Here is a 25,225-nt window from a genome sequence, read left to right on the forward strand (position 1 = left end):
TTCCGGGCCAGGAGCATAACGATGGCACTGCTTAAACGATTGGCCGAGCACGACCGCCCGACCCTGCCATTCACGCTCGACGGACAACCGGCCAGCGGCCTGCTGGGCGACACGCTCCTGACAGCGGTGCTCACGGCCAGTGATCACGTGCGCAGCAGCGACTTCAGCGCCGAACCCCGCGCAGGCTTCTGCATGATGGGTGCTTGCCAGGATTGTTGGGTGCGCCTGGGTGACGGTCAGCGGGTACGCGCCTGTTCGACACTGCTCGAGGCCGGGCAGACGGTCAGTCGTGAGCCGGGGCGTTGTCTTTCCGGGGAGCCACACTCGTGAGCAATGAAAAGGTTGTGATTATCGGGGCCGGTCCTGCGGGCATCCGGGCGGCGCAAACGCTTCAGGCCCATGGCATGAAGGCCTGCCTGATCGACGAGGGTCTGCGCGGTGGCGGTCAGATCTACCGCCGCCAGCCCGAAAACTTCACACGTTCGCCAGAAGCGCTTTACGGCTTTGAAGCGCATAAGGCTGTCGCCGTGCATCAGACGCTGGATGCGTTGGCGGACAGCATCGATTATCGGCCCCGAACGCTGGTCTGGAGCGCTGAGCAGGGCCGGCTCGATGTTCTTCAGGACACGCATTATGGTCATGTCGACTACTCTCACCTGATCGTGGCCACGGGCGCGACCGACCGTGTTCTGCCTGTACCTGGCTGGACCCTGCCGGGCGTTTACAGCCTGGGTGCGGCGCAGATTGCCCTGAAATATCAGGGCTGCGCCATCGGTGAGCGGGTGGTGTTCTGCGGCAGCGGACCGTTGCTGTATCTGGTTGCCTATCAATACGCCAAAGCAGGTGCCAGGGTGCTGGCGGTGCTCGACAGCGCGCCGTTTTCCGCACAGTGCCGCGCGCTTCCCGCGCTGCTAGGTCAGCCCGCAACCCTCGCCAAGGGATTGTATTACCGCGCCTGGCTGACGGCGCATGGCATTGCGGTGCATCAAGGCGCGCACCTTGAGCGTGTCGAAGGAGAACAGCGGGTTGGCGGTGTGAGCTGGGAGCGCAACGGTAAGACCAGACACCTGGAGTGCGACGCCGTCGCGTTCGCCCACGCCTTGCGCAGCGAAACACAGCTCGCCGACCTGCTGGGCTGCACGTTCGACTGGAGCCCCCTCAACCGCGCCTGGCTGCCGGTTCGCGACGATGCCGGGCGCAGCAGCGTGGCGCAGGTTTATCTGGCGGGCGACGGAGCCGGAATCATGGGCGCAGATGCCGCCGAAATGACCGGAGAACTGGCCGCGTTGAGCCTGCTGCAGGACAGTGGTCGCGAAGTGGATGAGCAACGCATTGACCGGTTGAAATTAGAGCTCAAGCGCATCACGCGTTTTCGTCATGGGCTGGAAACTGCCTTCCCGTTTCCGGATGGCTGGGCGGCAAACGTCCCTGATGAAACGCTGATCTGCCGCTGCGAGGAAGTCAGCGCAGGCGATATTCGCCGCACCGTGCAGGAAGGCCATTGGGAGATGAACAGAGTCAAAGCCATGTGCCGGGTCGGCATGGGGCGCTGTCAGGGCCGCATGTGCGGTCTGGCAGCAGCAGAACTGGTCGCGTGTGAAAGCGGGCGTACGGTGCAGGAAGTCGGTCGCCTGCGCGGGCAGTCGCCGATCAAACCGATTCCGTTTGGTCTGGAGACGCAGGCATGAGCACGTGGATTGAAACCGATGCGCTGATCATCGGCGGCGGCATTGTCGGTGCTTCGGCGGCGCTGGCGTTGGCACTGAAAGGCAAACGCGTCGCGCTGTTGGAACGCGACTTTTGCGGCTCGCACTCCAGCGGTGTGAACTACGGTGGCGTTCGTCGTCAGGGCCGCCCGCTGTCACAGCTCCCGCTGTCGCAACGCGCCCATCAGATCTGGGGAAATCTGCGCAATCTGATCGGCATCGATGGCGAATATCAGCGCTCCGGGCATCTCAAGCTGGCCCGTTCCGAACAGGACATGGATGCGCTGCGAGCCTACGCCCAGGCCAGTCAGGGTTTCGGGCTGGACTTGCAGTTGCTGGATCGCACCCAGCTTCGGGCACGTTTCCCCTGGGCAGGCGATGTCGCGGTCGGTGCTTCGTTGTGCGCCGATGACGGACACGCCAACCCACGACTGGTCTCGCCCGCCTTTGCCCGCGCAGCACGTCTGGCCGGTGCTCAGGTCTTCGAGCAGGCACAGGTGACGCACGTCAGTCACGATGGGCAGGCGTTCGTCGTCGACACCGCAAACGGCCTGAAACTGCGTGCACCCTGGCTGCTCAATTGCGCGGGCGCCTGGGCCGGTCAGCTTGCTGCGCAATTCGACGAACCGGTCCCGATGTATTCCGGGCACCCGGCCATGCTGGTCACCGAGCCGCTCCCTATGTTCATGGACGTCAGCACCGGCGTCGAAGGCGGCGGTATCTATGCGCGTCAAGTAGCGCGAGGCAATTGCGTGCTGGGCGGCGGTCAGGGTTTTGCGCTGGATCCTGCACGTGCGCGACCGGGACAGGCTGCCGTGCTGGACATCCTGCGTAACGCCGTCGAACTGTATCCCCCGCTCAAGGGTGCTCAGGCCATACGCACATGGAGCGGCACCGAAGGCTATCTGCCGGATCGTGAACCGGTACTTGGCCCCAGCCTGACTCAAACGGGTCTGCTGCATGGTTTCGGCTTTGCCGGCGCGGGTTTCCAGATAGGGCCTGCTGCTGGCGAAGCGCTGGCCGAGTGGGTCTGTACCGGCCGCTCGTCGATATCGCTCGATGCCTTTTCAATCGGTCGGTTCCGGGCCGAACAGTCTCTATCCGTTGCCGACTCGACGCTCATCGTCTCACCCCGCTCTGCTCCTGAACCCGTTTCGAACGTCATCCCATTGCACAGAGGAAGGTCGCTTTTATGAACATCGCCAAACGTGTCGCTCTCACCGGTCTGTCCTGCCTGCCCTTGGCGGCCTTGCTCACGTCCATGCCCGCCAGCGCCGAAACCACGCTTTACCTGGGCATGAATGGCGGCACGATGGAACGTCTATACGCCGATCAGGTGCTGCCTGCCTTCGAGAAAGCCAACAATGTGAAAGTGGTGATCGTGCCGGGCACCTCGGCGGACATTCTGGCCAAGGTTCAGGCGAGCAAGGACAACCCACAGATGCATGTTATCTTTCTTGACGACGGCATCATGTACCGCGCTATTTCCATGGGCCTGTGCGACACGCTGCAACCCAGCGCTGCGCTCAGCGACTTGCCGGCCAAGGCAAAAATCAAGGATCAGGCCGCGGCAGTCAGCCTCGGCGTGACGGGCCTGGCTTACAACACGCGCATGTTCAAGGAGCAAGGCTGGGCCGCGCCGACCTCGTGGATGGACCTGGCGGATAAGCGCTTCAAGGACAAGGTGGTGTTTCAGTCGCTGGCCTCCTCGACCTTCGGCCTGCACGGTTTCCTGATGTTCAACCGCATTCAGGGCGGCAGCGAGAAGGATGTCGAGCCGGGCTTCACGGCATGGCCGAAAACCGTTGGGCCGAACGTACTGGAATACATCGCAAGCTCGGCAAAGATTTCCGAGATGGTGCAGACCGACGAAGCCGCGCTGTTCCCGCTGACGCCGACCCAGGTTACCGCGTTGAAGCTCAAAGGGGTTGCGGTGGAATATGCAGCGCCGAAGGAAGGTGGGGTGGTATTGAACGTGGCTGAGTGCGCCATCGCCAACAACACCCAGCCGGAACTGGCTCAGAAACTTGCCGCTTATCTGCTCACGCCAGAAGCACAGGCTCCGGCGCTGGAGTTCGGGGATCAGATCCCGTCCAACCCGAAAACCCCGACCACCGACAAGACCCGTACTCAGGTCGAGGCGATGAACAAGTATCTGGAGACCGCCGTGACCATCGACTGGGACCAGGTGAACCAGATTCGACCAGAGTGGAATGCGCGGTGGAGTCGTAGTATCGAGCGGTAGTCTCGACTGACGCAGAATGATGAGCCTGCCTCGACACTGATCGTGCTCATCGCTCGACGCTCAGCGTTATACAAACCCGAAAGACGCGTGAAACGGGCCAAAACGATAGTGTCTGACTGAATACGTACCTCGTGAGAGGCGGCTCGCCGGCGATGGCGTCAGTTCAATCGCTGATGTTTCGCTTCAGAAAAAACATCGCCGGCAAGCCGCCTCCCGCAGTTCGTTGGTTGCAGCAAGAGTTGTGCATAACGATGTGCGCGCAACGCGAGAACGATCAGCGAACAGAACGCTCATCAATGAGTGAACAAATTATTTCAACTTATTTCCCCTGTCGGCAGTCACAGGATTACGCCCTCTTTTCAAGGCGCTTTCACGGCGACCCTCCCATTATGAGTTTCATTGTCTGCATGAGCGTGCTCGGCGCGCTGTTGATGCTATTGGCGTTGACGTCTTCCTACCTGCGCTGGATGCCGGTCACCACTTCGGCGGTGTGTCTGGCGTTTGGCTTCGGCATTGGCCCCATGGGGCTTGGCGTTCTGGACCTGGACTTCAAGGAGTCCTACGAATGGCTGGAGCGCCTCACCGAAGCGGCCGTGTTGTTTTCGCTGTTCAGCACCGGCATCAAGTTGCGGCTGCCGTTGCGCGGCAAAGCCTGGCACTCGGCTTATTGGCTGGCAGGCCCCGTGATGCTGGCGTCCATTGCCGGGGTGTCCATCGCCGCGCATTACCTGTTCGGCCTGACGTGGGGGATCGCGTTATTACTTGGCGCGATGCTGTCGCCGACCGACCCGGTGCTGGCCGGGATGGTGCAGGTCAACAATGCTCAGGACCAGGACCGCCTGCGCTTCGGGCTGTCCGGCGAGGCAGGTTTGAACGACGGCACAGCGTTTCCGTTCGTGATCTTCGCACTGCTGTACCTGAGTTCTGGCGAGAGCACGACAGACTGGGTACAGCTGTGGTTCTTCAAGCATCTGATCTGGGCAGTGCCTGCAGGATTGCTGATCGGCTATGGCATGGGCCGCGGCGTCGGGCATTTGATGATTTTCCTGCGCATCAGAAATTCGGACAGCACCTCGTCTCCGAATGACTATCTGGCGCTGGCCCTGATTGCGCTGTCCTACGTGGTCGCGCAAAGCGTGGATGCCTTTGGTTTTCTGTCGGTGTTCGCGGCCGGGGTTGGCTTGCGTCAGGCCGAAGCACGCATCACCCGCTCGGACGTGCCCTCCGAACACGTTGCCCAACCTGTACTGGGCCACATGACCGGTGCGATCGAGAAAGGCACGGTCGCCGAAGTCGAAGACCTGAGCGATTCGCAGTTGGCCGCAGGCGTCATGATGGGCGACATGCTGGCGTTCGGCAGCCTGGTCGAGCGGGCGATGGAAGTGCTGCTCATCACCCTGCTGGGCGCAGCGCTGGCCATTTACTGGGACTGGCGTGCCATTGGTCTGGGAATGGCGCTGTTTTGCATCATCCGGCCGGTGAGCGTATGGCTGTTGATCAGCAAGCGCCTGCTCAATAAAAGACAGAAAGCACTGGTCGGCTGGTTCGGCATTCGCGGCATCGGCAGCCTGTATTACCTGTGCTTTGCCCTGTCCCACGGACTGACTGAAGATGCAGGCCACTTGGTTATCGGTATGACGCTGTCAGTCGTGGCGCTGAGCATCCTGATACACGGCATCAGCATCCAGCCGCTGCTGGAGCGCTACGAGCGCAGTTCCAAGGCCGGCATTGCCCCGGAATAAAGGGCACCTGGGATGCAATAGATCAAGTCGATCAGGCCATTGGAACAAGCGATTGGACTGCGGCATTTCGACTCGGTAGCGTTGCTGGCATGAAGCCAGTTCAATGGCAGTGCAATAACCGGGACCTGTAGCTACTATGGGTCTGAACAGCACGACCGAAAAATCAAACTCCTTTAGTGCAGTAGCGTCCAAACCGGGCAACCACTTCATTGATCGACCAAGTAAGAAGGTTAAATGTCAGAACCCGTCCTGATGGACCGCTTTGCCCGCAAAGTCGATTATCTGCGCATGTCGGTGACCGACCGGTGCGATTTCCGCTGCGTGTACTGCATGGCCGAAGAGATGACGTTTCTGCCTCGGCAACAGATTCTTTCGCTGGAAGAAATTCTTCAGGTTGCCGAGCGTTTCGTCGCGCTGGGCACCCGCAAGATTCGTCTGACCGGTGGCGAGCCACTGGTGCGCGCCGGCGTGGTGGGCCTGTGCGAGCGCATCGCCGCCCTGCCCGGCCTGCGCGAACTGTGCATGACCACCAATGGTTCGCAACTCGACAAACTGGCCAAGCCACTGTTCGACGCGGGCGTCACGCGCCTGAACATCAGCCTCGACAGCCTGGACCCGGCCCGTTTTCGTGAACTGACCCGTACCGGCGACCTGAGCAAGGTCATCGCCGGTATCGACGCGGCCAATGCCGCAGGCTTCACCCACACCAAGCTCAACTGCGTGGTGATGCAGGGTCGCAACGATCATGAGGTCAACGATCTGCTGGCCTTCGCCATCGATCGCAATCTGGATGTGTCGTTTATCGAGGAAATGCCGCTGGGCATCATCAGCGAACACAGCCGCGCCGAATCCTTTTGCTCCAGCGATCAGGTCCGTGAGCGTATTGCCGAACGCTACACGCTGGTGCCGTCCACGGATTCGACGCAAGGCCCTTCGCGCTACTGGCGACTGGCCGAGGCCCCGGGCATTCGTATCGGTTTCATCTCGCCGCACAGCCACAACTTCTGTGGCACCTGCAATCGGGTTCGCCTGACGGTGGAAGGTCGTTTGTTGCTGTGCCTGGGCAACGAGCACTCGGTTGACCTGAAATCCGTATTAAGAGCCAACCCGGGTCAGCCGCACAAGTTGGAAAAGGCGATCATTGATGCCATGCAGATCAAGCCGTGGAGCCACAACTTCACCCATGATGATGGCGTGCAGGTGGTGCGCTTCATGAACATGACCGGCGGGTAACGCCGGTTCACGGTTATTTCGGCATGTCCTGCTTGCGGAAAAACAGGGTGATCTGACCGACTTCGACGCCCAGTTTGGTCATGGACGAACGGTTGGCCATGGTCTGCTTGTCGATCAGGTACATCCAGTCGTCCAGGCTGACGTCATACTCGGTGTCGTCCACCGGCAGCCTCAACACATAGCGCCAGTGAAAACTGTTGCCCGACACCTCGCCACTGGCCACCCCGACCACATCACCCGCTGTACCGGTCCAGCGCCCCGGACCGTCCGGGCGCAGGCGCCATTCCCGCACCTGCTTGGTGCCGTCGCTGTAGCTGAAGGCCTCATGCATCACCAGCACTTCACCTTCGCTGTGGCCATTGATGATCACGTGGAAACGCTTGGTCACTTCGCCCGAGCGTTTCTGAAACATGCCCCAGGCTTCGACGCGACCAGTGAAGTACTCACGAAGGTCGAGCTTCGGTGTTTCCTGACTGTAACGGGTTACCGGAACGCCACCACAGCCCGCGATAACCGAGCCCAGGCACAGCAACAACAACCACTTCTTGAGCATGAGCCCTCCATGAATTTTCAAGATTGCGCCTTGCCCAGCAAGCGTTCCCTGAGATCAGGATTGCGGGTCTTGGGATCGAGCCAGATGTCGAAGAAAGCTTTGGCGAACGCACTGTCCTGAACGACATGTTGAAGCTTTTCGCCCACGTAGAATCGCGCTTCGCGCCCCGGCAGATAGACACCGACGATTTTCATACCTGGCTGCACATCGACAAACGCCTGACTCATCTGCTGCCGCCAGGCACTCAATTGCTCGGCGGTGACAGAGGTGCCGGAGATGCGCTTGATTTCATCAATACTGGCATCCACCAGATCCTGTCGGTCGATGTCACGGTGGTAGGTCAGTTCCAGCGCCATGGGCGAATTGACTGTGAACGGAGCGGCGGGACTCAGCAGTCTGGCAGTGTAGATCCGGAAACCGAACAGGGTAAGCTCGCCGGAACCGACGACCTGAGCATTGGGCAGCGCATCACGCCAACTGGCCTGAGCAGCGCCGCTGAGCAGCAGCACCACGAGCAACAACCATCTCGGCGCAAGCATCTTCAGCCTCGGTCAGGACCGCTGGCAGGGATGCCAACGGATGAAAATCAGCAGGGTCGGCGGTGTGGTCTATACCGAAACCGGCAAAAACAGCGCCAAACACGCCGACCCGTGAGTAAAAATCTATACCAGTAAAATCACTTTGTACAACAATTAGACAAGATTTTTTTTCACCATTGAAACAGTCAGTTATCGGTGTTGATACAAAGGCATCAGGGAAAACGCCGGAAATTGACAGGACTTCACGTCTGCGATGTGTCTGGACCGGTACACGCGACGAGAGGCTGAAACAGGTAACGCAGCCTCTCACCTGACCCGGCCATCAGCAGTCGTCACGCAAAAATATTGGACAGATACTGAACGTACGACGCAAAGAGAGAAGGCTCAGAGTTGAACGGAGTGCTCAGCTTCAACGCGTGGTTAATACCAGATAGTCAAGGACAAGTCCGCCACCTTGCCTGACAAGGAAGCGGACCAGTTGTTTAGTTGGACGTGCTTGTTAATACAACTTTGGGAATCAAGTCAGCTCTGTCATGCCACTCGACTGTGCGCGTGACGACGGCTGTTCTGCCACTCATTTCTGAGCGCCTGCAGCGTGCTTTCCATGTAGGAACGATCGGCGGCCGCCTTCTTGCCAACATAGCCCAAACCCCGACGGAACATGCCCAGCGCGGCGCGCAGCTCTGGGTGAGCGTCGCGAAACTCATCTTCCTGAGTGTGCGGCGTCATGGGGTCGACATGAACTTCACCGGAATCGGAAATCCAGGCAATGTGGTTATCCAGAGTATCTTTGCGGGCGGCAAACAGACGAGCCAGTTCATCTATGTTCGGTTGATTGTTCATGTTCATGTTGATGCTCCTTCGCTCGTAAGCAGTTCAATGGTTGATACATCAAGTTCATGTGCCAGACGATTCATGCACGAAACACGATGGAGTGTTCGTCGAATACAGATCCAGCCCTCAAGGAATTGCAGGTAGCCTTGATGCAAAGCCGCTACATGGCAGCGTCATCGAAGAGAGAAGAAGTCGCGAAACCCAAAGGCCTGATGATCATTCCACGATCAACCACAAGCTTCATGAGGACGTTTCGCCAGCCTCTCGCCTGCTCATCAGGACGATCATGCCAGTTCAGCTTCATCAATCTGCCTTGTGGGCAGCCTACATCCGGGAACATCTCGACGGCTTGCCGAGCCTGTTCAATACATCTTTGCGGCGCTCCCGATCAGGGAGACAGCTGCATAATGCAAAAGGAAACGGGGGGCGTCAACAAATATGTAGTGATTATTTTCAGGCACTACATAATTGTCCGACAAGGCAAAAAAAAAACGGCACAGTGACCGTATAGTCACTGTGCCGCCTGGAACCGCAGGTTATTTGGCGGTAAAAGCGCTGTAGCTGTTCATCAGGTTGCGGTAGTTCGGGATACGCTGGGACAGCAGGTTGGCCAGGCCTTCCATGTCGTTGCGCCAGTCGATCTGCAGCTCGCAGGCTACCGAGAACCAGTTGACCAGTTGTGCACCGGCCGCGCTCATGCGTGCCCAGGCCGCTTTCTGAACGGTTTCGTTGAAAGTGCCGGAAGCATCGGTCACCACGAATACTTCGAAACCTTCAGCCAGCGCGCACAGTGTAGGAAACGCAACGCAGACGTCAGTCACGACACCGGCAATGATCAACTGCTTGCGACCGGTCGCCTTGACCGCTGCGACGAAGTCATCGTTATCCCAGGCGTTGATCTGGCCTGGACGTGGAATGTAAGGCGCGTCCGGGAACATTTCCTTCAGCTCAGGCACCAGCGGACCGTTCGGGCCGGATTCAAAGCTGGTGGTCAGGATGGTCGGCAGGCCGAAGAACTTGGCCAGATCGCCCAGTGCCAGTACGTTGTTCTTGAATTCGTTGGGCGAGAAATCCTGCACCAGCGAGATCAGACCGGTCTGATGGTCGACCAGCAAAACCGCGGCGTCGTCTTTGTTCAAACGGTTGTAAGGGGTTGCAGTGCTCATGGTTGACTCCTTCAAGGTTGTGGCTAATCGCACGGGGCGCGGCGGCTCCGTGCGTCATGGGTAATCCGATCAGAAAGCGAAGCAGGAACAGCCGAACGCGCCCCAGAACCCCTGGAAGTCACTGACCGGCGCATTGGAGAGGCGCGCGCGTTCATGGCTGTGGGAGTGCACGGCGCAAGGGCCGCTGCACTGATGCACCTGAGCAACCATCGGCGAAGTCGGACGCCAGTGGCCCGGAACCTTGGCCACCGGAGACCAGTCCGGCAGCACCGGCAGGGTCGGCGGCGCGAGGGTTTCGAAATCACCGCTGCCGTAAACGACCTTGCCGTCAACCACGGTCAGTACCGACTCGATCCACTTGATCGCTTCAGGCTCGACGCTGAAGTAGTCCGCCGAAAGCGCGACGACGTCGGCCAGTTGCCCAACCTTGATCTGGCCTTTCTTGCCTTGTTCCGAAGAGAACCAGGCGCTGCCGTGAGTGAACAGTTCCAGCGCAGTCTCGCGCGGCAATCCCTCGGGGTAGAGCTCCAGACCGCCGACCGTGCGACCGCTGACCATCCAGTACAGCGAGGTCCATGGGTTGTAGCTGGACACACGCGTGGCGTCGGTACCTGCGCCAACCGGCACGCCTTCGGACAACATGCGCTTGATCGGCGGCGTCATCTGCGCAGCTTTGGCGCCATAGCGCTCTACGAAATATTCACCCTGGAACGCCATACGGTCCTGAATCGCGATCCCGTCGCCCAGCGCACGAACCCGCTCGATGTTTTTCGGGGTGATGGTCTCGCAGTGATCGAAGAACCATGGCAGGCCATTGAACGGGATGTCGCGGTTGACCTTCTCGAACACGTCCAGCATGCGGCTGATGGATTCGTCGTAGGTGGCATGCAGGCGGAACGGCCAGCGATGCTCGACCAGATGCCGTACGACAGGCTCCAGATCGCCTTCCATACCAGGCGGCAGGTCCGGGCGAGGTTCGAGAAAGTCTTCAAAGTCAGCGGCCGAGAAGGTGAGCATCTCCCCTGCCCCGTTATGCCGCAGGAAGTCATCGCCCTGATGCAGCTTCACGCTGCTGGTCCAGTTCTTGAAGTCGGCCAGCTCTTCCTTGGGCTTCTGCGTGAACAAGTTGTAGGCGATACGCACGGTCAGCTGTTTTTCCCGCGCAAGCTGTTCGATCACCGCGTAATCATCGGGATAGTTCTGAAAGCCGCCACCGGCGTCGATGGCGCTGGTCAGGCCCAGACGGTTGAGTTCGCGCATGAACTGCCGCGTCGAGTTGACCTGGTATTCAAGCGGCAGCTTTGGTCCCTTGGCCAACGTCGAATACAGAATCATCGCGTTGGGCTTGGCAACCAGCATGCCGGTCGGGTTGCCCCGCGAGTCACGAACGATCTCGCCGCCCGGCGGGTTCGGCGTGTCGCGGGTGTAGCCTGCAACGCGCAACGCGGCACGGTTGAGCAAGGCGCGGTCATACAAGTGCAGGACGAACACCGGCGTATCGGGCGCGGCCTGGTTCAGTTCTTCAAGCGTCGGCATGCGTTTTTCGGCGAACTGAAATTCGTTCCAGCCCCCCACCACACGCACCCATTGTGGCGTCGGCGTGCGGTCAGCCTGATCCTTGAGCATGCGCAGCGCGTCGACCACAGATGGCACGCCCTCCCAACGCAGTTCAAGGTTGTAGTTCAGACCGCCACGAATCAGGTGCAGGTGAGAGTCGTTGAGGCCCGGGATCACCGTGCGCTGCTTGAGGTCGATCACCTGTGTCGCACTGCCGCGCATGGCCATGACTTCAGCATCACTGCCCACCGCAACAAACCGGCCACCGCTGATCGCTACAGCACTGGCTTTGGGCTTTTCGCGATCAACCGTATGAAATTGACCATTGAACAGAATCAGTTCGACATTCATCGCTACACCTTTGGCGGAAGATTGAGAGGCACCGGCAAGGCCGGAGAAAGACAGAGAAGGAAGAATTGCCGCAGCCGCGCTCAACAAAGAGCCTTTGGCAATGAAGCGACGCCGCTGCAGATCGGTTTTGTCATCTGTCATCGGATCACTTTCCTTGTGTTTTTTTCGCGGACGCGTTGAGCCAAGGTGCCATCAGGCGAGTCGCGGCAGGCATCATCAGGTACACCACCAGCAGCACGATGGTGATGGTCACCAGCGCAGTGCTGACGAAGTAGCTGGACAGCCACGGCAAGCGGGCAAAAATCGGCCCCCAGAACAGCGGCACGAACAGCGTCAGCGGCAGAATGACCATGAAAGACACGCACGCCTGCTTCCAGCGCGGCGGCGGACTGCCCTCTTCGGTGGTCGGGGTGAACCAGAATTCGTTGTGCGGATTGACCAGCGTCTGATCACCGTCGGCGAGCATCGGCTCGGCTTCCTGCACCAGCTTTTTCCGTTCATCGGAGTCCAGCCAGTCCTGCATGGCCTGAGTCGAATGAAAGCGCAGCACGCTGGTGAACATCTGCAGTCCGCCTTCCTTCGCGCGGATCACATCGACGCCCAAGTGACCGGGCTTGCCGCTGGCAATGGTCACGATCCGACGCAGCCAGCTTTCGTAGGCACTCTCCTGCCCGGTCTTGACCCGGTGCTTGATCACCAGGGTGACGACTTCATTGAAGACCGCACTGCCGACGACACGAGCTTCGGTATCAAGACGGATGGGTTCGGACATGGCCAGAGGCTCCAGAAACAGAAATTGAATTCGGATCCTGGCCAGTCGAGTCTGTACGGCTCAGGATGTCGACGATACTGCCGTCAAACCAGCGTCAGAAATTGAACGTATGTGCTGTCTTGTTTTTTGCCCGCTTTACACTGGCGCTTTGATATCCAGTGGACCCGACATGTACTCGGCAATACGACCACGCAACCAACGCTCGGCCGGGTCGTTGTCGTGCACCCCGCTCCAGACCATCGACAGCTCGGCGGGCACGATCGGAAACGGCGGCTCTTCAGCGCGCAGTTGACAGCCTTCAATCAAGGCACACGCGGCATAGTCCGGCACCGTGGCGATCAACTCGGTACCTGCCAGCAGTGCCCGCAGACCATTGAACTGGGGCACCGCCAGCACCACCTTGCGGGCACGCCCGACGCGAGCGAGGTCCAGATCGATATTGCCGCTCAGATCCCCGGAGAACGACACCATGGCGTGCTGCCGTTCGCAGTACTCGTCCAGCGTCAACGGCTCTGGTCGCGAGTCGCCCCGGATGACCTTGCAACCGATGTCGCGCAGCTTCTTGCGCTTGGCATTGGCCGGCAGATCGACGGTGTAACTGACCCCGACCGAGATCTCTCCAGAGGCTAGCAGCGCAGGCAGCAACAGGTAGTTGGCCCGACGAATCACCACAATGATGCCCGGCGCCTCTTCCCGCAGACGCGAGAGCAGCGGCGGCAGCAAGCCAAACTCTGCGTCATCGGACAAACCGATGCGAAACACATCACTGCTGGTCGAAGGGTCAAACTCCTTGGCCCGACTCACCGCCCCGGAAATGGTGTCCAGCGCCGGGCGTATCTCCTTGAGAATGTCCAGCGCCCGCACAGTCGGCTCCATCGCGCGCCCGTTGCGCAGCAGCAATTGATCGTCGAACAGATCGCGAAGACGCCCAAGCGCGGCACTGACCGCCGGCTGGCCGATGAAGAGTTTCTCCGCCACCCGCGTGAGATTGCGCTCGAACATCAACGCTTCGAAAATCACCAGAAGGTTAAGGTCGACGCGGCGCAGGTCGTTGCGATTCATGAGAGAGGTTCCGTGGCTGATGATCAAGGTGCCTGCGAGGCGAGGCTTTGACGTCAGTAGGCACGAATGTGGGGCGGGAGGATTGTATGGGTGTGCTGAATTCCCGCCGAGGCTTAAACGCGGCGCTGTATCGCAGCTAACACCCGACCGTGGAAGGCGGCTTGCGTCAGAAAAAAAGCGAATCCACAAACTCTGCAACAGGCTCCGGCAACAAATCCTGCGGATGATCGCCTCCCAGCGTCGAAAGCCCGCTCTTGCCCGTGATGACAACGGAGCTGATCACATCGCCGGACGCCACCTGCACCACGTCGACCTTGATCTCAACCCTGTCGGGAATCATCGACCACTCCGTCGCGCGGTCTTCCCAGTGCAGGATTTTGGGAAAGATCAGAACATCCTGGCCCAGGCTCTGCGCCTGTTCGATGGCGTCCTGAAAGTTATCGGCCACGCCGCCTACGCGTACCCAACGGGATTGTTTGCTGACAGCGCTGGAAAGGATGCTGGACGTGTTGCGACCCGAGCCGCGATAGACGTGGTCGCCATACTCGCCGTCAGCAGGGATCGAGATGTAAATCCTGTCGGTTTTGGCAATTCGGGCCGAACCGTTTTGCAACGGGGACCATTGATGAGAGTCGGCACAGCCGGACAGCGCGGCGATCAGAGCGAGACAGAGGGGGACACGCATGATGGACATCCTTGTGCGGCTTACATAGCAATTTGACATCCAATAGTACCGTAAAGCCGTATCACGCCCGCCAATGAATGTTGCGCACCAATCGACCACCGGATTGGGCAACCCTTCCCCTCAGGCGTTAACCTGCATAAACGACAAGGAGGAACGCCCATGATCAAAACAGTCGGACCGACCGTGATAAAACCGGTCCATCTCGCATCCTGCCACTGTGGAGCAGTCGTGCTGGAGCTGGATTTGCCGGACGGCATTGTAGATCCGCGACGCTGCGACTGTTCGCTGTGTCGACGCCGAGGTGCCATCGTTGCGACGGTGGCGGAAGATGGCGTTCGCGTGATTCACGGCCAGAAGATGCTGAAGCTGTATCAGTTCAACAGCCGTACGGCAGAGCATTACTTTTGTGGCCGGTGCGGGGTTTATACGCACCATCGGCGACGTTCCAATCCGCATGAGTTCGGCTACAACGTCGCGTGCCTGGACGGTGTAAACCCGTTCTCTCTAGGGCCGGTGCAGACCAGTGACGGGGTCAACCACCCCGCCGACCGGCCTGCCGGGCCACTGCCCTTGTGTGACTAACGCAGGTTGGTTTTGGCCAGTTCAAGCACTTCGCTGCCGCGGCCGCTGAACACGGCGCGCATCATGTACAGGCTGAAGCCTTTGGCCTGAGCGAGTTTGATTTTTGGTGGGATGCCCAGTTCCTGCTTGGCGGTCACGACGTCGATCAGCACCGGGCCGGGATGGTCGAAGGCCTTACGCAAGGCCCCAGGCAGTTCTTCCGCACTTTGCACGCGTATACCTAGAATACCGGCACCCAGCGCGACACCGGCGAAGTTGGTTTCGTGGAAATCGGTGCCGTGAGGCACATAACCAGCGGCTTTCATTTCCATGTCGACGAAACCCAGCGAACTGTTGTTGAACACGACCATTTTGATCGGCAAATTCAACTGACGAATGCTCAACAGGTCGCCCATCAACATCGACAGGCCGCCGTCGCCGCACAGCGCAACCACTTGGCGATCCGGGTGTTCGGCCTTGGCACCCAGTGCCTGAGGCAGTGCATTGGCCATTGAGCCGTGGTTGAACGAGCCCAGCAGGCTGCGCTGGCCGTTCATGTGCAGGTAGCGCGCGGCCCATAGTGTCGGTGTGCCGACGTCAACGGTGAAGATGGCGTCAGCGTCGGCCTGCTCGTCGATCAGGCGCGTGAGGTACTGCGGGTGGATCGGGGTGTCGGCAGGCGTTGGCGTCGCCAGTTCGTCCAGCTCTTCGCGGGCCTTGGCGTAATGCTTGAGGGCCTTGTCGAGAAAACGACGGTCCGAGTGGGGTTTGAGTTTGGGCAGCAGCGCGTCGAGCGTTTCCCGCACGCCACCGGTCAGCCCCAGCGTTACCGGTGTGCGACGGCCGAGTTGGGTCGGGTCCAGGTCGATCTGGATGACCTTGGCTTTCTCAGGATAGAAGTTTCGGTACGGAAAGCTGCTGCCGAGGATGACCAGCGTGTCGCAGGACAGCATGGCGTGGTAGCCGGAGCTGAAGCCGATCAGGCCGGTCATGCCGACGTCGAACGGGTTGTCGTATTCGACATGCTGCTTGCCGCGCAGGGCATGCACGATAGGCGCGCCGAGCTTTTCGGCCAGCGCGACGACCTGTTCGTGGGCTCCCGCACAGCCAGCACCGCACAGCAGCGTCGTGGCTTTTGAGTCGTTAAGCAGCTCGACCATGGCCTGCAGGTCGTTTTCAGCCGGAACGACAGTCGGTGGCGTGGGCTCAACCCATTTGGCTGGAACGTCAGGCGCAGCGCTCAGCGCGACGTCACCGGGCAATACGATCACCGCAACACCTTTCTGGCTGATCGCCGCACGCATCGCACGCTCCAGCACTCGTGGGAATTGCTCGGGATTACTGACCATTTCAACGAAATGGCTGCACTCCTTGAACAGTTCCTGCGGATGGGTTTCCTGGAAATAATCCAGACCGATTTCCGAAGACGGTATGTGCGCAGCAATGGCAAGCACCGGCACACGGTTGCGGTGGCAGTCGTACAGGCCGTTGATCAGGTGCAGGTTGCCCGGTCCGCAACTGCCGGCGCAGACCGCCAGCTTGCCGCTGCTCGCGGCTTGAGCGCCTGCGGCGAACGCGGCGACTTCTTCGTGACGGGTGTGCATCCAGCGAATCGAATCGGTGCGTTCCAGGCTGTCGGTCAGACCGTTGAGGCTGTCACCGGAAACGCCCCAGATGTGAGAAACACCTGCCGCTGCGAGGGTTTGCGCAAGATGATCGGCAATGGTCTTGGACATGCGGGGTTCCTTGTCGAGGCAAAGGGGTTCGGCTTCCTTACGGGAAGAAACAGGTGCAGCGCTGTGCTACGCCTGTTGTGGTCGACCCGATGCGCGCTCTACAGTTCCGGGAAACCGAGGGGTGTTCAGATTGGCAGGCCAGAGACCTGTGCACCCAAGTGCAAGGTTCACTGGATACGTGGTCTTGCTGCAGCCAACGAACCGTGGGAGGCGGCTTGCCGGCGAGCGTTGTCTGAAGCGATCTGTCAGTGACTGAACTGACGCCATCGCCGGCAAGCCGCCTCCCAAGGGTTATGCATTCATGCTCACACGCGATGGGCACGATCAGCGTGGAGGCAATATCAGGCGTGCGGGTTGCCCGCAGGCTTGGTCGGCGCGGCGTATTGCGGCTTGAGCTTGCCGTCGCTGTCCAGCAGCCAGGCGTCGAGAATTTCACGCACCACGGGGCCTGCCACACGACCACCCGCCTCGCCGTTTTCGATGGTCACCGAGACGACGATTTTTGGATGCTCTGCCGGGGCGAAGCCGACGAACAAGGCGTTGTCCCGGTTGCGCTCCAGGGTCTTGAGGCGGTTGTAACGCTCCCCCTGCTTGATCGCCACAACCTGGGCGGTACCACTCTTGCCCGCGATGCGGTATTGCGCACCCTTGGCCGCATCCCGGGCAATGCCGCGCGGATCGTGCATCACCATTTGCATGCCTTCGTTGACCTGCTCCCACTCGCGCGGGTCGTGCAGCACGATATTGGGCATCGGGTGCTCATCGACCGGCGCCACATGGCCCACGTCCATCGCAAGGTGCGGTCGATGCCAGACGCCTTTGCTGGCGATCAGCGAGGTCGCCTGCGCCAGTTGCAACGGCGTAACCTGCATGTAGCCTTGGCCAATACCGAGGATCACGGTCTCGCCGGGAAACCAGGCCTGACGGCGCGTGGCGCGTTTCCATTCGCGGGACGGCATCAGGCCCGCCGACTCCTCGAACATGTCCAGCGAGACCTTCTGGCCGATGCCGAACATGGTCATGTAGTCGTGCAGTCGGTCGATGCCCAGTTTGTGCGCCAGCGTGTAGAAATAGGTGTCGTTGGAACGCATGATCGCCGTGTCCATGTCCACCCAGCCATCGCCGCTGTGGTTCCAGTTGCGGTATTTGTGATCGAAGTCCGGCAGTTGGAAATAACCGGGGTCGAAGACCTTGGTCGATGCATTGACCACCCCGCTGTCCAGCCCGGCAATCGCCACTTCCGGCTTGACCGTCGAGCCCGGCGCGTAAAGCCCGCGCAGCACGCGGTTGAACAGCGGCCGGTCGATGGAATCGCGCAGCGCGGCGTACTGCTTGAAGCTGATACCGGTCACGAACAGGTTGGGGTCGAAGCTGGGTTTGCTGACCATCGCCAGCACCTCGCCCGTGTCCGGGTCCAGCGCCACCACTGAACCACGACGATCACCCAGCGCTTTCTCGGCAGCCTCTTGAAGGTGCACGTCCAGGCTCAGGGTGATGTTCTTGCCGGGCACCGGATCGGTGTGTTTGAGCACCCGCAACACGCGACCTTGCGCGTTGGTTTCGACTTCTTCATAGCCCACATGGCCATGCAGCTCGGACTCGTAGAACCGCTCGATGCCGGTCTTGCCGATGGATTGCGTGCCGCGGTATTCGTTGTCCAGCTGCGAGGCTTCTTTCTCGTTGATACGCCCGACGTAACCGATGGAATGGGCAAAGTGATCGCCCAGAGGGTAATGACGCACAAACTGCGCCGCAACATCGACGCCTGGCAGCAGGTATTGGTTGACGGCCAGGATGGCGATCTGTTCTTCGGTCAGTTCGTACAACAGCGTCGCCGGCTCGAACGGATGACGCACCTGCTTCAGTTCCTTGTCGAACAAAATGCGGTCTTCATCAGGCAACGACAGCAGCGTCATCAGTTCGTCGATGACCTTGTGCCAGTCCCCGGCGCGCTCGCGGGTCAGGGTCAGATTGAAGCTGGGGCGGTTGTCGGCCAGAACCTCGCCATTGCGGTCATAGATCAGCCCGCGCTCGGGCGGGATCGGCAACACATGCACCCGGTTGTTTTCGGAAATGGTCGAGTGATATTCGAATTCGGTGACCTGCAGGAAATACATCCGCGCGATCAGGGAGCCCGCCAGTACGGCGACCAGTATGGCGCAGGCGATCAGCCGTTGATTGACCAGTCGCGTCTCTTTTTCATGGTCCTTTAAAGGAATCGGTTCGGGCATTTCTACAGCTTCTCGGTAAAAGTCACGGCACAACAGAACATGTAAATGAATGTTTCGGCGCGCACCATACCAAGAAGTGGTGATTGCAGGGGGCCGACCTGACGGTCACTGGATGAAAAATCTGTCAGCGAAGCGTCATGCAGGCTCCGCAGATGCGTGCGTACCAGCCAGTTCCGACGCAGCACGTGCCTGCATGATCCGTGGCAGATTCGTCTCGACCCAGACCGCCAGCGTCTCGACCTGCAACGCCACTTCTTCTCCCATCGCTGTCAGTCTGTACTCGACATGAGGCGGCACCACTGGCAGCGCCTTGCGATCGACAAAACCGTCGTGCTCCAGCTGTTGCAGTGTCTGCGCAAGCATTTTTTCGCTGACCCCGCCGATCTTGCGTCGCACTTCACTGAAGCGATGCATGCCGCCGCGCAGCACGATCAGCACCAGCACACCCCAGCGGCCGCATACGTGGTTGAGGATGATCCGGGAAGGACAGTCACTGGCCAGCACCTGCCCCTGACGGATCGTCTTCAACAGGGACTCGCCAGCACTGACTGCGGTTGGGGTATCTGACTCGCGCATGACACTTACCTTTTTGTACGTACTTACGAAAGGTAAGCACTATCGTTATGCTCGCCTTTCTTTCAAACCAATACAAGGACACTCTTCATGATCGTCGTCACCGCTGCCAACGGCCAACTGGGTCGTCTCGTCATTGAAAAGCTCCTCGAAACCGTCCCTGCGAACCAGATCGTTGCCGCAGTGCGCAGTCCGGAAAAGGCCGCTGACCTTGTAGCGCTGGGCGTGCATGTCCGCAAGGGTGACTATTCACAGCCCGCGACCCTGGACAGTGCATTCGCAGGCGCTGACAAGGTGCTGCTGATTTCATCCAACGAAATAGGCCAGCGCTTTCCCCAGCACCGGGCCGTTATCGATGCCGCCAAGAAGGCCGGCGTCAAGTTGCTGGCCTACACCAGCATTCTGCGTGCGGACACGTCGGCACTTGGACTGGCCGATGAACATGTCGAGACCGAAGCCTACCTGCGCGCCAGCGGCGTGCCGTTCACGTTGCTGCGCAATGGCTGGTACACCGAGAACTATGCCGCCTCCATCCCTGGCGCGCTGGCCCATGACGCATTCATCGGCAGTGCGGACCAGGGCCGTATCAGCTCAGCCGCACGTGTTGACTTCGCTCAGGCCGCTGCGACTGTGCTGACGTCGGAAGAGGATCAGTCAGGGCGTGTCTACGAGCTGGCAGGTGACGAGACCTATACCTTGTCCGAGTTCGCCGCCGAACTGTCGAAACAGAGCGGCAAGAACATCCCTTATGTGAATCTGTCGCAGGCTGACTTCGAAGCGGCGCTGGTGACGGCAGGTGTGCCCGCGGTCTATGCCCATCTGTTCGCCGACTCGGACACGGCAGCCTCCAAGGGCGCGCTGTTCGACGATACCCGCCAGTTGAGCCGCCTGATCGGTCGCCCGACCACACCGCTGTCCGTAACCATCGCCGAAGCCCTGAAAAACTGACGCGCAAAAACCTGATCGAATGATTTTCACCGGCAAAGGTCCCAGTCTTTACGAGGCATAAAGCCATCGCATTACGACAAAGACTGGGAGTCTTTACATGAAAAGCAAATCGTTGATCGCCTGCATGACCTTGCTCGGCTGCTTCTCGGTCGCCACCCTGCCCGTTCACGCTGCCGATGCGCCCGAACCAAAAGTGGCCGAATCCAAAGACAACACCCACGAGCTTGAAATGGGTTCGCGTGTGCCTGAGAAATATCGCCGCAGCGACTCCAGCATCAAGGACTGGAAAGCCAAGGGTCTGGAAGCGCCTGCCAAGGAAAGCGAGTGGGTGCAGATCAACGACAAGTACGTGCGCTTCCAGAAGGTCAACGGACAGATCGTCGATATCGTCCCCGTCAAAAAATAAGCTGCACGCGGCAAGGTTCACGGGAGCGGCCGCAGGTCGTTCCCGCTTCATCAGGTGCCATGGCAGCGCCTGGCTCAAATCAGTTACCCTCGGCAGGTAAGGAACAAGCCGAAGGGACATCAGCATGACCACTCAGCCTCTCAGTCCATCCGACAGTACGCCGTTCTTCTGGCGCAACGAGCGTTTGCCGTTCATCGAAGCACGTTCGGTTCAGGATGGCCGCAAGGTGTGTTACGCACGTCATTCCCACGACATCTTCTCGATTGGCGCGATCACCCGCGGACAAAGCACTTACCTGCACGAAAAAACCTCCCAACGCGTTACCGCAGGCACTGTGGTGCTGATGAATCCGGGGGATGTGCATGCCTGCAATCCGATCGAGGATCAGCCGTGGTCATACCTGATGCTGTACGTCGACAGTGACTGGCTGGGGTCTGTCCAGCACGAAACCGGTGCAGCCTTTCAACCGCTGACGCCGACCCACAGCCGCGAGCCCACGCTGTTCGCTGCACTCACGGCACTGTATGGAACCTTGATCGATACGCAGGCCGACACATTGCAGAAGCACTGCACGGCCGTGTCATTCTTCACCCTCATGCATGAAACACTGAGCGGCGAGGCGTCCGCCATCGACCCGCCTGCACCCAAAGTGGCCCGCGCTGCCGAGTACATCAACGAGCACTTCACCCAGGCCGTCAGGCTGTCCGATATCTGCGAGGCAGCCAACCTGTCGGCGTCCTACCTGATTCGGGCGTTCGAACAGCGTTACCATATGACGCCCCACGCCTACCTGCTTAATCGCCGCATTCAATATGCCCGCAACCGGTTGCGTGAAGGCCGACTGATTGCCGACGTGGCGCAGGAAACAGGCTTTGCCGATCAGGCGCATTTCCAGCGCGAGTTCAAAAAGCACCTGGCCGCAACGCCCGGACAATATCGGTTCTGAGCCACCGGATTCAGACGACCAGGTACAGCGCACACCCCGCCAGCATCAACGCCATGACCCGATTGAATACCCGCACACCTCGCGCGCTGCGCAGGTACTGGCTCAAAAAACTGCCCGCGTAAGCCCAGCAGCCGAGGGACAGGTAACACACAACGAAATAGATCGTCGCAAACTGGCCGATCAGTAACGCCTCGCCGTTGGCGACGAACACGCCCATGCCTGCTATCGACGCCAGCCACGCCTTGGGGTTGAGCCACTGCATGATCGCTCCCTGCAGCATCGACGGTGCTTGCCTGGAACCGGAAACCGTCAGTTGGCCGTCATCCATTGCCAGCCGGACAGCCATGTACAGCAGGAAAGCGACACCCGCCCATTGAATGATCCGGGTCAGAAACGGCCATTGGCGCAGGGTTTCGTGCAGACCAAAGCCGATCAGCACCAGCAGCAGCGTGAAACCGAGCGTCGCGCCCAGTACGTGGCGCATACCGGGCCAGAATCCATACTGTGCGCCGGTGCTCAGGGCGACGATATTCACCGGGCCCGGTGTGATGGACGATGCCAGCGCAAAGGCGGCCATGGAAATGAACAGACTCATGAAGAACTCCTCGACCACGATCAGATAGACCGGGCCAAGGTAAGGTGACGGGACCACAGGCGTATTGAAGGAAATTACCCTTCCTGGCGTTCTCGGACGCAGCATGCGTATAGAACAAAACGATTGCTTTTTTGACCGTGTGGACTACAAATGCGATGTCACCCCTGTGCAATCAACCTCACTGCGAGTCCGCTACATGTCCCGATCTCTTGCGCTCGTCCTTGCCTGCCTGCTCTCTTCCACCGCGCATGCCGCCTGCCCGGCCGCCACACCCGTGGATACGGGCCGATGGATCTATGAGAAACATCAGGATTTCTACATCAACGGCAAGGGCTCGGCGGATTACCTGTCCAAACCGTTGCTGAGCCTGTTGAAACGAGACTGGACGTGCCAGGGTCCCGGTGGGGATCAGTGCGCCATCGCAGCCAATCCATGGACCGACGCGCAGGACGGCGACGTGCAGAAGCCGATCGAGTGGAAGCTGGTCTCCAACGAAGACAAACAGGCCGTGGTCGAGATGACGTACATGCTGGGTTACAAGGATGCACCTCAGCAGGCGCCCGCGAGTCAGACGTCGCGACTGCGACTGGTCAAGAACCCCAATGGCTGCTGGGCGCTGGACGACCTGCAAGGCCCGCAGGAGGTCGCGTTGACGCAGACCTTGCAGGACTTCCCGTACGAAGGGGACTGACGGGTCTTGAAACAATAGGTCATTGTCTGTATCACAGTCTGCCGGATATCAAGAGCGAGCTACATGAATACCTTTGAGCAGTCGATTATTGAAGCGGCGCAGGATGCCACGCCCAATAACACTGATGCCGAACGCGAAGCCGCGAGGATTGCGGCGACACAAGCAGTGGCTGAGATCATGTCCAGCATGAGCGGACTGAAACGCACCCTGGCGCTGGCAGAGCTGCTCGATTCCTATTCAGGGGAGGACGATGAAGACGGAGATTAGGCGGCCTCGATTTATTTATCGCCAGACCTAAAGCAAATAGCCATCAACGCCGATAGACTCTAAGCAGGCTTACCCACCCTCTTCAATCAGTGCGCTCGGATGCGACCTAAAGGAAAACATTCGTGCACATCGAGCAGCTCAAAGACATTCAGGCTTATGTACAGCGCACGGCTGACGACCTTGAGCGCGTCTCAAGCAACATGTCCGGACACCTGGCCTATCTGCAGCACAATTCGCGGGCGAATGAAGCCAAGGCTGTGAGCGAGCAGATTCAGGGGCTCAGAGCGTCCGTCATGGACCTGCGCGGCGTTTTCAGCTAGTCATCCCTTGCCTGGGACAGCGGTCGCGCCACTTCTTCCAGCGATTTGCGTTCGGCTGCCGCGCCCCAGATCGACTGCACGAACGCCGCCAATAGCATCAACCCCGCCCCGATGAGATAACCGATCAGCACATTGCTGCGGTCGTGTGTTTCGATCAGCTCGCCAAACAGTGTCGGACCGATAATCCCGCCCAATCCCGTGCCGAAGGCATAGAAGACGGCAATGGCCAGCGCGCGAATTTCCAGCGGGAAGGTTTCGGCCACGGTCAGGTACGCCGAACTGGCGGCGGCCGACGCAAAGAAGAAGATCACCATCCAGGCGATGGCCTGCTGGGTAACGTCCAGCGCGCCCTGCTGAAACAGGTAGCCGCTGATCGCCAGCAAAACGCCAGACACCCCGTAGGTCAGGCTGATCATGATGCGCCGCCCGACCACATCGAACAGCCGACCCAGCAGCAATGGCCCGCAGAAATTGCCCAGCGCCAGCGGCAGCACGTACCAGCCGACCCGCTCGGAAGGCACGCCATAGAAGTCGGTGAGTACCAGCGCATAGGTAAAGAAGATCGCGTTATAGAAAAACGCCTGAGCGGTCAGCAATGTCAGGCCGACCAGCGAGCGCTGGCGGAACGACACGAACAGCGTGTGAAAGATTTCGCCCAGTGGTGTGTGGTCGCGGGCATGCAATCGCAGTGGCTTGCCTTCGACGGCTGGCAATACATGTCCGCGACGCTCCATGTCGGATTCGATCTGTTCGACGATCTTGCGCGCTTCGTCCGAGCGGCCATGAATCATCAGCCAGCGAGGGCTCTCCGGCAGCCACAGGCGCATCAGCATGATGAACAGACCGAGCACGGCGCCGATGCCGAAGCAAAGCCGCCACCCCAACTCAGCGCCGACCCACTGCGGATCCAGCAGCACGATGGAGCCGACAGCGCCCAGTGCCGCGCCCAACCAGAAGGTGCCATTGATGGTCAGGTCCACCCAGCCGCGATAACGAGCCGGCGTGAATTCCTGAATGGTCGAATTGATGGCGGTGTATTCGCCGCCGATACCCATGCCGGTCAAAAACCGGAACAGCATGAAGCTCCAGACGCTGAACGAAAATGCCGTGGCAAAGGTAGCGCTGATATACAACGCCAGGGTGATGAAGAACAGCTTGCGTCGCCCAAGACGGTCGGTCAGCCAGCCGAAAAACAAGGCCCCCAGTACCGCTCCGGCAATATAGGCAGCGCCCGCCAGACCTATCTCGCTGTTGCTGAGGTTCAGTACCGGACTGGCCTTCAAGGCGCCAGCGACAGAACCGGCGAGGGTCACCTCCAGGCCGTCAAGCAGCCAGGTGATGCCCAGCGCTACGACCAGCAGCGTGTGAAAACGGCCCCAGGGCAATCGATCCAGTCGAGCAGGCAGGTCGGTCTCGAATACCTTGCCCTTGTCGGGTGCATGGATCGTTGTCATGTCGGGATTCCTTCACGGCGGACCTGAACGTCAGGATTGAGAGCCGCTCCCG

The 25,225-nt window shown here is 59.8% G+C and carries 26 protein-coding genes; 13 read left to right on the forward strand and 13 right to left on the reverse strand.

The window, feature by feature from the left end; translation table 11 throughout:
• Nucleotides 1–21: 21 nt before the first annotated feature.
• The 6 genes from KDX39_RS14685 (at nucleotide 22) to moaA (ending at nucleotide 6,926) form a co-directional block, all read left to right on the forward strand.
• Nucleotides 22–330 (forward strand): (2Fe-2S)-binding protein, encoded by a 309-nt coding sequence (locus KDX39_RS14685; RefSeq protein ID WP_099227837.1) that lies wholly within the window; start codon nucleotides 22–24, stop codon nucleotides 328–330.
• Nucleotides 327–1,688 carry an FAD/NAD(P)-dependent oxidoreductase gene (locus KDX39_RS14690; protein ID WP_231660868.1) on the forward strand — a complete coding sequence of 454 codons (1,362 nt, stop codon included), beginning with the start codon at nucleotides 327–329 and terminating at the stop codon, nucleotides 1,686–1,688. Before KDX39_RS14685 ends, KDX39_RS14690 begins: the two co-directional genes overlap by 4 nt.
• Nucleotides 1,685–2,902: an NAD(P)/FAD-dependent oxidoreductase gene (locus KDX39_RS14695; protein ID WP_231660869.1), complete on the forward strand. Its 1,218-nt coding sequence runs from the start codon at nucleotides 1,685–1,687 to the stop codon at nucleotides 2,900–2,902. Before KDX39_RS14690 ends, KDX39_RS14695 begins: the two co-directional genes overlap by 4 nt.
• Nucleotides 2,899–3,951: an ABC transporter substrate-binding protein gene (locus KDX39_RS14700; protein WP_231660870.1), complete on the forward strand. Its 1,053-nt coding sequence runs from the start codon at nucleotides 2,899–2,901 to the stop codon at nucleotides 3,949–3,951. Before KDX39_RS14695 ends, KDX39_RS14700 begins: the two co-directional genes overlap by 4 nt.
• 389 nt (nucleotides 3,952–4,340) lie before the next feature.
• Nucleotides 4,341–5,693 carry a cation:proton antiporter gene (locus KDX39_RS14705; protein ID WP_231660871.1) on the forward strand — a complete coding sequence of 451 codons (1,353 nt, stop codon included), beginning with the start codon at nucleotides 4,341–4,343 and terminating at the stop codon, nucleotides 5,691–5,693.
• 234 nt (nucleotides 5,694–5,927) lie between these two features.
• On the forward strand, nucleotides 5,928–6,926 hold the full coding sequence (moaA, locus tag KDX39_RS14710; protein ID WP_184323444.1) for a GTP 3',8-cyclase MoaA: 999 nt from the start codon (nucleotides 5,928–5,930) through the stop codon (nucleotides 6,924–6,926).
• Nucleotides 6,927–6,939: 13 nt separating this feature from the next.
• Here the strand turns inward: moaA and KDX39_RS14715 are convergent, their stop codons facing one another.
• From KDX39_RS14715 to KDX39_RS14750, 8 genes are all read right to left on the reverse strand, one after another.
• Nucleotides 6,940–7,479: a DUF3833 domain-containing protein gene (locus KDX39_RS14715; RefSeq protein WP_231660872.1), complete on the reverse strand. Its 540-nt coding sequence runs from the start codon at nucleotides 7,477–7,479 to the stop codon at nucleotides 6,940–6,942.
• A gap of 17 nt (nucleotides 7,480–7,496) precedes the next feature.
• On the reverse strand, nucleotides 7,497–8,018 hold the full coding sequence (locus KDX39_RS14720) for a chalcone isomerase family protein (RefSeq protein WP_231660873.1): 522 nt from the start codon (nucleotides 8,016–8,018) through the stop codon (nucleotides 7,497–7,499).
• Between the two features lie 531 nt (nucleotides 8,019–8,549).
• Complete coding sequence (locus KDX39_RS14725) at nucleotides 8,550–8,867, reverse strand: hypothetical protein (RefSeq protein ID WP_210070851.1); 318 nt, start codon at nucleotides 8,865–8,867, stop codon at nucleotides 8,550–8,552.
• Nucleotides 8,868–9,388: 521 nt separating this feature from the next.
• On the reverse strand, nucleotides 9,389–10,018 hold the full coding sequence (gene ycaC / locus KDX39_RS14730) for an isochorismate family cysteine hydrolase YcaC (RefSeq protein WP_004885305.1): 630 nt from the start codon (nucleotides 10,016–10,018) through the stop codon (nucleotides 9,389–9,391).
• A gap of 69 nt (nucleotides 10,019–10,087) precedes the next feature.
• Nucleotides 10,088–11,926 carry an amidohydrolase gene (locus KDX39_RS14735; protein WP_231660995.1) on the reverse strand — a complete coding sequence of 613 codons (1,839 nt, stop codon included), beginning with the start codon at nucleotides 11,924–11,926 and terminating at the stop codon, nucleotides 10,088–10,090.
• Nucleotides 11,927–12,071: 145 nt separating this feature from the next.
• Nucleotides 12,072–12,698, reverse strand: coding sequence for an antibiotic biosynthesis monooxygenase (locus KDX39_RS14740; protein WP_099227846.1), 627 nt, complete (start codon nucleotides 12,696–12,698; stop codon nucleotides 12,072–12,074).
• 135 nt (nucleotides 12,699–12,833) lie between these two features.
• Nucleotides 12,834–13,760, reverse strand: a complete 927-nt coding sequence (locus tag KDX39_RS14745) for a LysR substrate-binding domain-containing protein (RefSeq protein ID WP_099227847.1) — start codon at nucleotides 13,758–13,760, stop codon at nucleotides 12,834–12,836.
• A 166-nt stretch (nucleotides 13,761–13,926) separates the two neighbouring features.
• Nucleotides 13,927–14,445, reverse strand: coding sequence for a DUF4823 domain-containing protein (locus tag KDX39_RS14750; protein WP_231660874.1), 519 nt, complete (start codon nucleotides 14,443–14,445; stop codon nucleotides 13,927–13,929).
• Between the two features lie 159 nt (nucleotides 14,446–14,604).
• On the opposite strand from KDX39_RS14750, the gene KDX39_RS14755 reads away from it, so the two are divergent.
• A complete protein-coding gene (locus tag KDX39_RS14755; protein ID WP_231660875.1) occupies nucleotides 14,605–15,027 on the forward strand; it encodes a GFA family protein in 423 nt (140 codons plus the stop codon).
• Here KDX39_RS14755 and poxB read toward each other — a convergent pair.
• The 3 genes from poxB to KDX39_RS14770 all read right to left on the reverse strand — a co-directional run bounded on the left by poxB (nucleotide 15,024) and on the right by KDX39_RS14770 (nucleotide 19,549).
• Nucleotides 15,024–16,742, reverse strand: coding sequence for a ubiquinone-dependent pyruvate dehydrogenase (gene poxB, locus KDX39_RS14760; RefSeq protein WP_210041695.1), 1,719 nt, complete (start codon nucleotides 16,740–16,742; stop codon nucleotides 15,024–15,026). The two genes, KDX39_RS14755 and poxB, sit on opposite strands and share 4 nt — an antisense overlap.
• Nucleotides 16,743–17,083: 341 nt before the next feature.
• A complete protein-coding gene (gene mrdA, locus KDX39_RS14765; RefSeq protein ID WP_099227853.1) occupies nucleotides 17,084–18,973 on the reverse strand; it encodes a penicillin-binding protein 2 in 1,890 nt (629 codons plus the stop codon).
• Nucleotides 18,974–19,108: 135 nt separating this feature from the next.
• Nucleotides 19,109–19,549: a winged helix-turn-helix transcriptional regulator gene (locus tag KDX39_RS14770; protein ID WP_231660876.1), complete on the reverse strand. Its 441-nt coding sequence runs from the start codon at nucleotides 19,547–19,549 to the stop codon at nucleotides 19,109–19,111.
• Nucleotides 19,550–19,636: 87 nt separating this feature from the next.
• On the opposite strand from KDX39_RS14770, the gene KDX39_RS14775 reads away from it, so the two are divergent.
• From KDX39_RS14775 to KDX39_RS14785, 3 genes are all read left to right on the forward strand, one after another.
• Nucleotides 19,637–20,494 carry an SDR family oxidoreductase gene (locus KDX39_RS14775; RefSeq protein WP_231660877.1) on the forward strand — a complete coding sequence of 286 codons (858 nt, stop codon included), beginning with the start codon at nucleotides 19,637–19,639 and terminating at the stop codon, nucleotides 20,492–20,494.
• 97 nt (nucleotides 20,495–20,591) lie between these two features.
• Nucleotides 20,592–20,900 (forward strand): RcnB family protein, encoded by a 309-nt coding sequence (locus tag KDX39_RS14780; RefSeq protein ID WP_184323436.1) that lies wholly within the window; start codon nucleotides 20,592–20,594, stop codon nucleotides 20,898–20,900.
• Nucleotides 20,901–21,024: 124 nt separating this feature from the next.
• Nucleotides 21,025–21,846 (forward strand): helix-turn-helix transcriptional regulator, encoded by an 822-nt coding sequence (locus KDX39_RS14785; protein WP_231660878.1) that lies wholly within the window; start codon nucleotides 21,025–21,027, stop codon nucleotides 21,844–21,846.
• Nucleotides 21,847–21,856: 10 nt separating this feature from the next.
• Here KDX39_RS14785 and KDX39_RS14790 read toward each other — a convergent pair whose 3' ends face one another.
• Nucleotides 21,857–22,441: a LysE family translocator gene (locus KDX39_RS14790; protein ID WP_231660879.1), complete on the reverse strand. Its 585-nt coding sequence runs from the start codon at nucleotides 22,439–22,441 to the stop codon at nucleotides 21,857–21,859.
• Between the two features lie 196 nt (nucleotides 22,442–22,637).
• Between KDX39_RS14790 and KDX39_RS14795 the strand changes: the two genes are divergently transcribed.
• The 3 genes from KDX39_RS14795 (at nucleotide 22,638) to KDX39_RS14805 (ending at nucleotide 23,719) form a co-directional block, all read left to right on the forward strand.
• Complete coding sequence (locus tag KDX39_RS14795) at nucleotides 22,638–23,132, forward strand: DUF3828 domain-containing protein (RefSeq protein WP_099228039.1); 495 nt, start codon at nucleotides 22,638–22,640, stop codon at nucleotides 23,130–23,132.
• A gap of 63 nt (nucleotides 23,133–23,195) precedes the next feature.
• Nucleotides 23,196–23,399, forward strand: coding sequence for a hypothetical protein (locus KDX39_RS14800; protein ID WP_231660880.1), 204 nt, complete (start codon nucleotides 23,196–23,198; stop codon nucleotides 23,397–23,399).
• A gap of 122 nt (nucleotides 23,400–23,521) precedes the next feature.
• Nucleotides 23,522–23,719, forward strand: coding sequence for a hypothetical protein (locus tag KDX39_RS14805; RefSeq protein ID WP_099227859.1), 198 nt, complete (start codon nucleotides 23,522–23,524; stop codon nucleotides 23,717–23,719).
• On the opposite strand, the gene KDX39_RS14810 is transcribed toward KDX39_RS14805, so the two are convergent.
• Nucleotides 23,716–25,173 (reverse strand): MFS transporter, encoded by a 1,458-nt coding sequence (locus KDX39_RS14810; RefSeq protein WP_231660881.1) that lies wholly within the window; start codon nucleotides 25,171–25,173, stop codon nucleotides 23,716–23,718. The two genes, KDX39_RS14805 and KDX39_RS14810, sit on opposite strands and share 4 nt — an antisense overlap.
• Between the last annotated feature and the right edge of the window lie 52 nt (nucleotides 25,174–25,225).

This window comes from Pseudomonas sp. CDFA 610, from assembly GCF_021147865.1.
In the GTDB taxonomy this organism is placed as follows: Bacteria; Pseudomonadota; Gammaproteobacteria; order Pseudomonadales; family Pseudomonadaceae; genus Aquipseudomonas; species Aquipseudomonas alliivorans.

Coding starts and splice junctions, on each gene's coding strand:
- KDX39_RS14705 (WP_231660871.1), top strand. CDS start 4,341: ATGAGTTTCATTGTCTGCATGAGCGTGCTCGGCGCGCTGTTGATGCTA.
- KDX39_RS14715 (WP_231660872.1), bottom strand. CDS start 7,479: ATGCTCAAGAAGTGGTTGTTGTTGCTGTGCCTGGGCTCGGTTATCGCG.
- KDX39_RS14775 (WP_231660877.1), top strand. CDS start 19,637: ATGATCGTCGTCACCGCTGCCAACGGCCAACTGGGTCGTCTCGTCATT.
- poxB (WP_210041695.1), bottom strand. CDS start 16,742: ATGTCCAAGACCATTGCCGATCATCTTGCGCAAACCCTCGCAGCGGCA.
- KDX39_RS14740 (WP_099227846.1), bottom strand. CDS start 12,698: ATGTCCGAACCCATCCGTCTTGATACCGAAGCTCGTGTCGTCGGCAGT.
- mrdA (WP_099227853.1), bottom strand. CDS start 18,973: ATGCCCGAACCGATTCCTTTAAAGGACCATGAAAAAGAGACGCGACTG.
- KDX39_RS14790 (WP_231660879.1), bottom strand. CDS start 22,441: ATGAGTCTGTTCATTTCCATGGCCGCCTTTGCGCTGGCATCGTCCATC.
- KDX39_RS14785 (WP_231660878.1), top strand. CDS start 21,025: ATGACCACTCAGCCTCTCAGTCCATCCGACAGTACGCCGTTCTTCTGG.
- KDX39_RS14745 (WP_099227847.1), bottom strand. CDS start 13,760: ATGAATCGCAACGACCTGCGCCGCGTCGACCTTAACCTTCTGGTGATT.
- KDX39_RS14735 (WP_231660995.1), bottom strand. CDS start 11,926: ATGAATGTCGAACTGATTCTGTTCAATGGTCAATTTCATACGGTTGAT.
- KDX39_RS14800 (WP_231660880.1), top strand. CDS start 23,196: ATGAATACCTTTGAGCAGTCGATTATTGAAGCGGCGCAGGATGCCACG.
- KDX39_RS14725 (WP_210070851.1), bottom strand. CDS start 8,867: ATGAACATGAACAATCAACCGAACATAGATGAACTGGCTCGTCTGTTT.
- KDX39_RS14780 (WP_184323436.1), top strand. CDS start 20,592: ATGAAAAGCAAATCGTTGATCGCCTGCATGACCTTGCTCGGCTGCTTC.
- moaA (WP_184323444.1), top strand. CDS start 5,928: ATGTCAGAACCCGTCCTGATGGACCGCTTTGCCCGCAAAGTCGATTAT.
- KDX39_RS14750 (WP_231660874.1), bottom strand. CDS start 14,445: ATGCGTGTCCCCCTCTGTCTCGCTCTGATCGCCGCGCTGTCCGGCTGT.
- KDX39_RS14685 (WP_099227837.1), top strand. CDS start 22: ATGGCACTGCTTAAACGATTGGCCGAGCACGACCGCCCGACCCTGCCA.
- KDX39_RS14810 (WP_231660881.1), bottom strand. CDS start 25,173: ATGACAACGATCCATGCACCCGACAAGGGCAAGGTATTCGAGACCGAC.
- KDX39_RS14770 (WP_231660876.1), bottom strand. CDS start 19,549: ATGCGCGAGTCAGATACCCCAACCGCAGTCAGTGCTGGCGAGTCCCTG.
- ycaC (WP_004885305.1), bottom strand. CDS start 10,018: ATGAGCACTGCAACCCCTTACAACCGTTTGAACAAAGACGACGCCGCG.
- KDX39_RS14700 (WP_231660870.1), top strand. CDS start 2,899: ATGAACATCGCCAAACGTGTCGCTCTCACCGGTCTGTCCTGCCTGCCC.
- KDX39_RS14695 (WP_231660869.1), top strand. CDS start 1,685: ATGAGCACGTGGATTGAAACCGATGCGCTGATCATCGGCGGCGGCATT.
- KDX39_RS14795 (WP_099228039.1), top strand. CDS start 22,638: ATGTCCCGATCTCTTGCGCTCGTCCTTGCCTGCCTGCTCTCTTCCACC.
- KDX39_RS14720 (WP_231660873.1), bottom strand. CDS start 8,018: ATGCTTGCGCCGAGATGGTTGTTGCTCGTGGTGCTGCTGCTCAGCGGC.
- KDX39_RS14755 (WP_231660875.1), top strand. CDS start 14,605: ATGATCAAAACAGTCGGACCGACCGTGATAAAACCGGTCCATCTCGCA.